The sequence below is a fragment of the Kocuria tytonicola genome (genome assembly GCF_003687455.1).
Lineage (GTDB): Bacteria > Actinomycetota > Actinomycetes > Actinomycetales > Micrococcaceae > Kocuria > Kocuria tytonicola.
In genome coordinates this window covers 1-8,045 of the sequence record NZ_PHOA01000109.1, presented here as the reverse complement: position 1 = coordinate 8,045, position 8,045 = coordinate 1, and the positions used below count along the sequence as shown (strand labels likewise).

The following is an 8,045-nucleotide window of genomic DNA, read 5'->3' as shown; positions in this document are numbered from 1 at the left end:
GGGCTGATGAGGGGGGTGGGGCGGGGGTGGGGTCCGCCATGGGGCGATCATCTCCTTCGGTACGGTTCACACCGATCCTGTGCGGGTTCATTCTCCCAGGTTCTGCGCCCCGGTGGGTTCGTCACCGGAGAACACCGTGTCGGCGGTGTCGCTGCCACCCGCATCGGGTTCGGCACCGGTGTACTCGCTGCTCAGGGACTCCGCGGTCCAGTCGCTCGGCCCGTCCCACGTGACGAGCAGCGTGCCCAGTACCTCCTCCTGGTGCAGGCGCACCACGCGGTCCCGGTACATCTCCAGCAGCGCCAGGAAGCGCACCACGATCACCAGCGTGGACTCGGCATCCGCGATCAGGGAGCTGAACGCGTGGTCCGCGCCGTCGCGCAGCGCGACCGCCAGGGACTCGGCCTCGTCCGCCACCCGCACCTGCGCGCCGTGGAGGTGGGCGACATCGACCTCCGCCGGCACGTGGCGCTCGGGGTCGAGCGCCGTGACCGCGAGGTGGGCGAGCTGCTCCGGGGTGAGCGTCCACGTGAGCGGCGGCAGGGCCGTGGTCACCGCGGGGTCCAGGTCCACCTGGCGCGGGACGCGCACGGACTCGGCGGCGAACCGCACGTTGAGCTGCCCGGCCACCTCCTTGAACGCCTTGTACTGCAGCAGCCGGGCGAACAGCAGGTCGCGTGCCTCGAGAAGTTCGACGTCGTACTCGTCCTCCACCTCGCCGCGCGGCAGCAGCCGGGCGGCCTTGAGGTCCAGCAGGGTGGCGGCGACCACCAGGAACTCGCTGGCCTCGTCCAGGGCCTTGGGCGAGGCGGTCTCCTGCAGCGCGCCCACGTACTGGATGAACTCGTCCGTGACCACCGAGAGGGACACCTGGGTGATGTCCATCTCGTGCTTGGCGATCAGTGACAGCAGGACGTCGAACGGGCCCTGGAAGTTCTCCAGGGCCACGGTGAACCCGCCGCCCGCGCCGCCGCCGTCCCCCGTGCTCGTTCCCGGCGCGGCGGCCAGCTCGGCGACGTCGCTCACGCGCCCCGCCGCGGCCGGGCCCCGCAGGTCACGGCGCGCCGCCGCGCGAGATCAGTTCGCGCGCGAGCTGGCGGTAGGACTCCGCTCCCGGGTGGTTGGTGGCGAACGCGAGGATCGGCTCGGCGGCCACGGTGGCGTCAGGGAACTTCACGGTCCGCTTGATGACGGTGTCGAAGACCTTGTCCCCGAACGCGTCCACGATCCGGGCGATCACCTCGCGCGAGTGCAGGGTGCGAGAGTCGAACATGGTGGCCAGCACACCGTCGATCTGCAGCTTGGGGTTGATCCGGTCCTGCACCTTGGAGATGGAGTCCACCAGCAGCGCCACGGCGCGCAGGGCGAAGAACTCGCAGATCAGCGGGATGATCACACCGTGGGAGGCCGTGAGGGCGTTCACGGTGAGCAGCCCCAGGGAAGGCTGGCAGTCGATGAGGATGACGTCGTAGTGGTCCTCCACCTTGCGCAACGCGGAGGCGAGCACCTGCTCACGGGCCACCTCGTTGACCAGCTGCACCTCCGCGGCCGAGAGGTCGATGTTCGCGGGCAGCAGGTCCACGTTCTCCACATGCGTCTGCTGCACCACGTCCCACACGTCCACCGAGCGGTCCATCATCACGTTGTAGACGGTGAGGTCCAGCTCGTGGGGGTTGGAGCCGAAGCCCGCGGAGAGCGCGCCCTGCGGGTCGAAGTCCACGAGCAGCACCTTGCGGCCCAGTTCCGCGAGCGCCGCACCCAGGTTGATCGTGGAGGTGGTCTTGCCCACCCCGCCCTTCTGGTTGACCATCGCGATGATGCGCGCGGGCCCGTGGCTGCCCAACTCGGGCGGGTCCGGGAAGGTCCGCACGGGGCGGCCGGTGGGGCCTACGGCGTCCGACGCCGCCGCCTGGGTCTGCTGGGGCCTGTCATCACTGGCGTTGCTCACGGGCGACTGCCTTCCTTCCGGGTCCGGAGTGCGGTTCTCACCGGCCTACCCTACCGCCCACCTGCGGCGGGACCTCCCCGACGACGGCGGGATCCTGAGCAGGCCGGGTGCGGGGGCGGGCCGCGGCGAGCAGGCACGCCGCGGTGACCACGGCCAGCGCCGTGGGGACACCGCGGTTGACGAAGAACGCATGGATTTGGGAGTGGTTGCTCACCACGGTGTACCAGAACGGCACCACCGCGGCGGGCAGGCTCAGCACGAGGGCCACGCCCCACCGGCGCACGCCACCGCGCAAGGCCGCGATCACGAGGGCCACGAGCACGGTGATGAGGCAAGCCCAGAGCACCAGGTGCGCGGTGGGAATGTGGGTCCACCAGAACGCCACGTTCTTGGTGACGCCCGCGCCGAAGGCGTCGGAGACGCCACCCCAGGTACCACCCGTGCGGAATCCCACGTTCTGCTTGACCATGGCGACGGTCCTGTCGAGACCCAGGAGCGCCGCGCCGAAGACCCACCGGGACACCCAGGTGAAAGCGAAGGCCCCGCCCCAGGCCACGGTGCCCAGGACACCCCACAGCGCCGCGGTTCCCAGCCGCCGTTCGCGGAACCAGACCGCGGCGGCCAGCGTGAATGCGGACAGCGCCCACGGGATCGCGGGGGTGGTGAGCAGGTCCACGTAGCAGAACATGCCTGCACCCACCACGGCCCCCAGCAGCCCCAGGTACGCGCTGCGTCCGGCGCCCGCGGCGGTGAGGGCGACCGAGATGAGGATGAAGGCGATGGAGATGGACTGGCTGAAGGAGGTGGACGGTGTGGAGAGCATATTCGTCCCCGCCACGAACGGCAGGAGCAGGCCCACGGCCACCGCGGTGGTGGTCCGTGCCCGCACCGCCAGGAATGCGACGAAGAGGGCCGCGACCATGAGGGTGCCGGAAGCTATCCGCAGCCCGTCCATTCCCGCCACGGCGAGCACCGGGCGGGTGAAGACCGTGTAGCCGGCCCAGTACTTGTAGTAGTCCATGTCCACGAAGACCTTCCCGGCAGTCACGGCCTTGACGTCCTCGGCCCCGCCGTCGCAGTTGCCGATCCGCGGCATGCGAGCGGCCCGGCTGCGCGCCGACTCTTCCGGATCAGCCCCAAGACCGGTGCCCACGACCACGCACTCCGTGAACGCATCCGATTGCGTCCCCATTCGATCGGGGATCCCGCTGGGTCCGTAGGTGCCCTCCTTGATGGCCGTGAGCAGGTTGTCCACGATCGGTTTGTCCGGCACTGCCTGCCCCACCACGAGTAGGCCCATGAACACGAACTGCAGGCACACCAGCACACCCAGGACGCGCAGGGTCAGGCGCACGGGCCCTTTCCCTGGACGCTGCACTGCGGCGGTGGAGGCCATCACCGGGCCTCCCCTGCGGTTGTCCGGCCGTGGGAACCGTCCTCGGCGGGACCGGTGCCCACCCCGCCGACGGTACCCCCGGGGCCCTCGGCGCTCGTGCCGGATGTCCCGGACGGCGCCGGACGGAAGGGCGGAGGGTTCAGTCGCAGATAGAACAACCGGGAGGTCTCACGGCGGGACATCACCAGCCCGTTGAGCACCACCCCCAGCACCAGGAACGCCCCGGCGAGGATCATCAGCGCCGCCGCCAGCAGAGCGGTGGGCAGCCGTGGCACCAGACCGGTCTGAACGAAGTCCCACACCACGGGAAGTCCCAGGAGCAGTGCCGTGGCCCCGAGCAGCAGCGACAGCAACCCGTTGACCAGGAACGGCCGCTCCAGGAAGAGCAGCTGGGAGAGGATGCGCAGGATACGGAACCCGTCGTGATAGGTCCGAAGCTTGCTTTCCGTGCCCTCCGCGCGGTCCCGAAATCCCACCGGCACCTCCACCTGTGGAACTCGGGCATTGACGGCGTGGATGGTCAGTTCCGTCTCGATCTCGAACTCCCGGGACAGCGCGGGGAAGGACTTGACGAAGCGCCTCGAGAAGACGCGGTAGCCGCTGAGCATATCCGTGACCTCACGGCGGAACGCGAAGCTCACGATGCCGTTGAAGAGTCGATTCCCCGATTCGTGACCGGTCCGGTACGCGGAGGACGTGACCTGTCGTCGTACCCCAAGCACGTGGTCGTACGGGCCGGACAGCAGGGTCTCGACCATCATGGGCGCGTCGGCCGTGTCGTAGGTGTCGTCACCGTCGATCAGCAGGTAGACGTCGGCGTCGAGGTCGGCGAATGCCCGGCGCACTACGTTGCCTTTACCTTTCTCGTACTCCACTCGGACGTGCGCACCCGCCTGCCTGGCGATGTCGGCAGTGCGGTCCGTGGAGCAGTTGTCGTACACGTAGACCTCGGCTCCGGGAAGGTCATGGTGCAGGTCAGAGACGACCTTGCCGATGGCCGCTTCCTCGTTGTGGCAGGGGACGATGGCCACCACCGATGCAGACGGGCAAATGCTCATGGGGAATCCTGTGGGTGCTTGGGGGGGGGGACGGGCGGATGCTGCTTCAGTGTAAGGGAACCACCGCTGTCACGATGCCGTTCACGCGGGTCCACCAAGTGACCGGCGCCCGTCATGGGACCGGGCGCCGGTCACGACACTGGGGCTGGGGCTAGAGCTCGTCCCCCGGGCGTTCGGCCGCGGCTCCGGACCCCGGTAACGCAACGTCCCGGGAAGTGCGTCCCGCACCGGGTTCGCCGTGCTCGGCACCGTGCGGAGCGGCGTCGGCCCCCGCAGCGGCCGCGTGCCCCTGGGCGCCGGAGGAGAGGTGCGGGTCCACCGCGAGGGACGCCTCGTCGAAGGGCTCGGCGCCGGAGAGGACGCGCTGCATCCGCGCCTTGTCCACTTCCCTGACCCACGTGCCGAGCACGACGGTGGCCACCGCGTTGCCGGAGAAGTTGGTGAGCGCGCGGGCCTCGGACATGAAGCGGTCGATGCCCACGATCAGGTCCACGCCGTCGAGCAGGTCCGGGCGGTGGGACTGCAGACCGGCGGCGAGCGTGGCGATGCCCGCACCGGTGACGCCGGCCGCGCCCTTGGAGGCAATGATCATGAACACCAGCAGGGCGATCTGCTCACCGATCTCGAGTGGCTTGCCCAGGGCGTCCGCCACGAACAGGGCACCCATGGTCAGGTAGATGGCGGTGCCGTCCAGGTTGAAGGAGTACCCGGTGGGGACCACGATGCCCACGACCGGCTGGGACACGCCCAGGTGCTCCATCTTGGCGATCAGCCGCGGCAGGGCGGCCTCGGAGGACGAGGTGGAGAAGATCAGCAGGTACTCGCGGCCCAGGTACTTCATGAGCTTGAAGATGTTCACGCCGGAGACCAGTTTGAGGATCAGCCCCAGTACCACCACCACGAAGAGGATGCACGTGATGTAGAAGGCCACCATGAGCCCCAGCAGGGAGAACACGGCCTTCATGCCGGTGGCGCCCACCACGGCGGCGATCGCGCCGAACGCACCAAGGGGAGCGAGCCACATGATCATGGACAGGATCTTGAACACCACGGCCTGGAGGTAGCCCACTGCCTTGAGCACGGGCTGACCCGCGGAGCCCATGGACTGCAGGGCGAAGCCCACGAGCAGTGCCACGAGCAGGGTCTGCAGGATCTGCCCCGAGGTCAGTGCCGAGAACATGGTGGTGGGGATGATGCCCAGGATGAAGCCCGCCGTGCCCTCGCCGTGGGACTCCTGGCCGCCCGCGCCCAGGGACGACTGGTCGAAGTGGGCGTTGGCCAGGTCCAGGCCCTCGCCCGGTTGCACGATGTTGCCCACCACCAGGCCGATGGCCAGCGCGAACGTGGACATCACGATGAAGTAGAGCAGCGCGAGTCCACCGACCTTGCCCACCGTGGCCGCCTTGGCGACCGATCCCACGCCGAGCACGATGGTGCAGAAGATCACGGGCGCGATGATCATCTTGATCAGCGCCACGAAGCCCGTTCCGATCGGCTTCAGCGCCACCCCCACGGACGGGAACAGCAGTCCCACGACGACGCCCAGCACCACTGCGGCGATCACCGCGATGTAGAGGTAGTGGGTGCGGTCGCGCTTCTTGCCGGAGGGTTTCGCGGGCCGTGCGCCACCCGGCGTCGACGCTGACGCGAGGTCCTGGGTCATGGAGGGCTCCTGGGAGGTCGTGGAGGAGATGGGTGTGCGGACCCCACCCGGTACGCCGTACGGGGTGGGGTCCTCACATTGTGCGCCCGCCGCGGTCCCCGGGCCGGGCGCACACGCCGGGTGGGCGGCGCATGACGCACCGACCCACCCCGCGCGTCAGGCCTTGGGGGCGAGGATCGAGCTGAGCGCCTCGAGCACCGAGTGGTCCTCAATGGTGGAGGGCACCACGTACTGCTCGCCGTCCGCCATCTGGCGCATGGTCTTGCGCAGGATCTTGCCGGAGCGGGTCTTGGGCAGGGCCTCGACCCCCGCCACGTCCTTGAAGTCCGCCACCGGCCCGATCTGCGAGCGCACCATGGACACCAGGTCCTCCCGCAGCTGCTCCTGGGTGATCTCGGCACCGGTCTTGAGCACCACGTACCCCGAGGGGCGCTGGCCCTTGAGGGGGTCGTTCACGCCGATCACCGCGCACTCCGCGACGTCCGGATGGGTGGCCACGATCTGCTCCATCTGCCCGGTGGACAGCCGGTGGCCGGAGACGTTGATGACGTCGTCGGTGCGGCCCATCACGAACACGTAGCCGTTCTCGTCGATGTACCCGGAGTCGCCCGTGGCGTAGTAGCCGGGGAACGCGGCGAGGTAGGAGGAGACGAAGCGCTCGTCGTTGCCCCACAGCGTGGCGAGTGTCCCGGGCGGCAGGGGCAGGCGCACCGCGATGTTGCCCTCCTCCCCCGGGCCCAGGGGCTCGCCGATGGGGTCGAGGATCTCCACGTGGAACCCCGGCACGGGCACCGTGGGCGAGCCGGGGACGATGGGCAGCCGCTCGATGCCGAACGGGTTGGAGCAGATGGCCCACCCGGTCTCGGTCTGCCACCAGTGGTCCACCACGGGAACGCCGAGCACCCGGGTCGCCCAGTGGTAGGTCTCGGGGTCGAGCCGCCCCCCCGCCACGAACAGGGCCTGCAGGGAGGTGGTGTCGTACCGGGCCACGAACTCGCCCTCGGGATCCGCCTTCCTGATGGCCCGCAGCGCCGTGGGTGCGGTGAACAGCACCTTCACGCCGTGCTCCTCCACCCGCTTCCAGAACGCGCCGGCATCCGGGGTCCCCACGGGCTTGCCCTCGTAGACCACGGTGGTGGCCCCGGCGAGCAGGGGCGCGTAGACGATGTAGGAGTGGCCCACCACCCACCCCACGTCCGACGCCGTCCACATCACGTCCCCGGCCCGGATGTCGTAGATGTTCGCCATGGACCAGGCCAGCGCCACGGCGTGGCCGCCGTTGTCGCGCACCACGCCCTTGGGCTTGCCCGTGGTCCCGGACGTGTAGAGGATGTAGAGCGGATCGGTGGCCTTCACGGTCACGGGCTCCGCCGGCTCCACGCCGTCCTGCGCCTCGGCCCACGAGAGCCAGGCCGGCCCGCCGTCGTCCCCCGCGCGCTCGCGGGCATCGGCGACGCTCGTGGTGAAGCCGTCCCGCTCGTGCACCAGCACCGCCGTCGGCGCGTGGCCACTCAGCTGCAGCGCCTCCTCGATCGCGGGCAGGTACTCGATCCGCCGCTTGGGCTCCACCCCTCCGGACGCGGTGACGACGGCCACGGGCTGCGAGTCGTCGATCCGGCTCGCGAGCTCCTTGGGCGCGAAGCCCCCGAACACCACGGAGTGCACCGCACCGATCCGGGCGCAGGCGAGCATGGCGACCACGGACTCCGCGATCATGGGCATGTAGAGCAGGACACGGTCTCCTTTGCGAACCCCCTGGGCGGCGAGCGCACCCGCGAAACGGGCCACACGCTCCTGCAGCTGGGAGTAGCTGATGTGCTCCTGGACCCCCAGCACGGCGGAGTCGTAGACCAGGGCGGTGCGCTCCCCGTGACCGGCCGCCACGTGGCGGTCCACGGCGTTGACGCACGTGTTCAGCTCACCGTCCGGGAACCACCGGTACAGCGGGGCTGCGGAGTCGTCGAGGGCACGGGTGGGCGG

Annotated in this window: 6 protein-coding genes; all 6 read right to left on the bottom strand. The window is 69.7% G+C overall.

Annotated elements, in window-relative coordinates; genetic code table 11:
• Positions 1–87 precede the first annotated feature (87 nt).
• Positions 88–1,026, bottom strand: a complete 939-nt coding sequence (locus CWC38_RS10165) for a segregation and condensation protein A (RefSeq protein ID WP_439108840.1) — start codon at positions 1,024–1,026, stop codon at positions 88–90.
• 28 nt (positions 1,027–1,054) lie between these two features.
• Positions 1,055–1,948, bottom strand: a complete 894-nt coding sequence (locus CWC38_RS10160) for a ParA family protein (protein ID WP_121846627.1) — start codon at positions 1,946–1,948, stop codon at positions 1,055–1,057.
• A gap of 37 nt (positions 1,949–1,985) precedes the next feature.
• A complete protein-coding gene (locus tag CWC38_RS10155; protein WP_121846626.1) occupies positions 1,986–3,302 on the bottom strand; it encodes a hypothetical protein in 1,317 nt (438 codons plus the stop codon).
• Positions 3,303–3,343: 41 nt separating this feature from the next.
• Positions 3,344–4,402 carry a glycosyltransferase gene (locus CWC38_RS10150; protein ID WP_121846625.1) on the bottom strand — a complete coding sequence of 353 codons (1,059 nt, stop codon included), beginning with the start codon at positions 4,400–4,402 and terminating at the stop codon, positions 3,344–3,346.
• 151 nt (positions 4,403–4,553) lie between these two features.
• Positions 4,554–6,065: a cation:dicarboxylate symporter family transporter gene (locus tag CWC38_RS10145; RefSeq protein WP_240625211.1), complete on the bottom strand. Its 1,512-nt coding sequence runs from the start codon at positions 6,063–6,065 to the stop codon at positions 4,554–4,556.
• A gap of 156 nt (positions 6,066–6,221) precedes the next feature.
• Positions 6,222–8,045: AMP-binding protein (locus CWC38_RS10140; RefSeq protein ID WP_121846624.1), on the bottom strand; the 1,824-nt coding region annotated here is incomplete at its 5' end.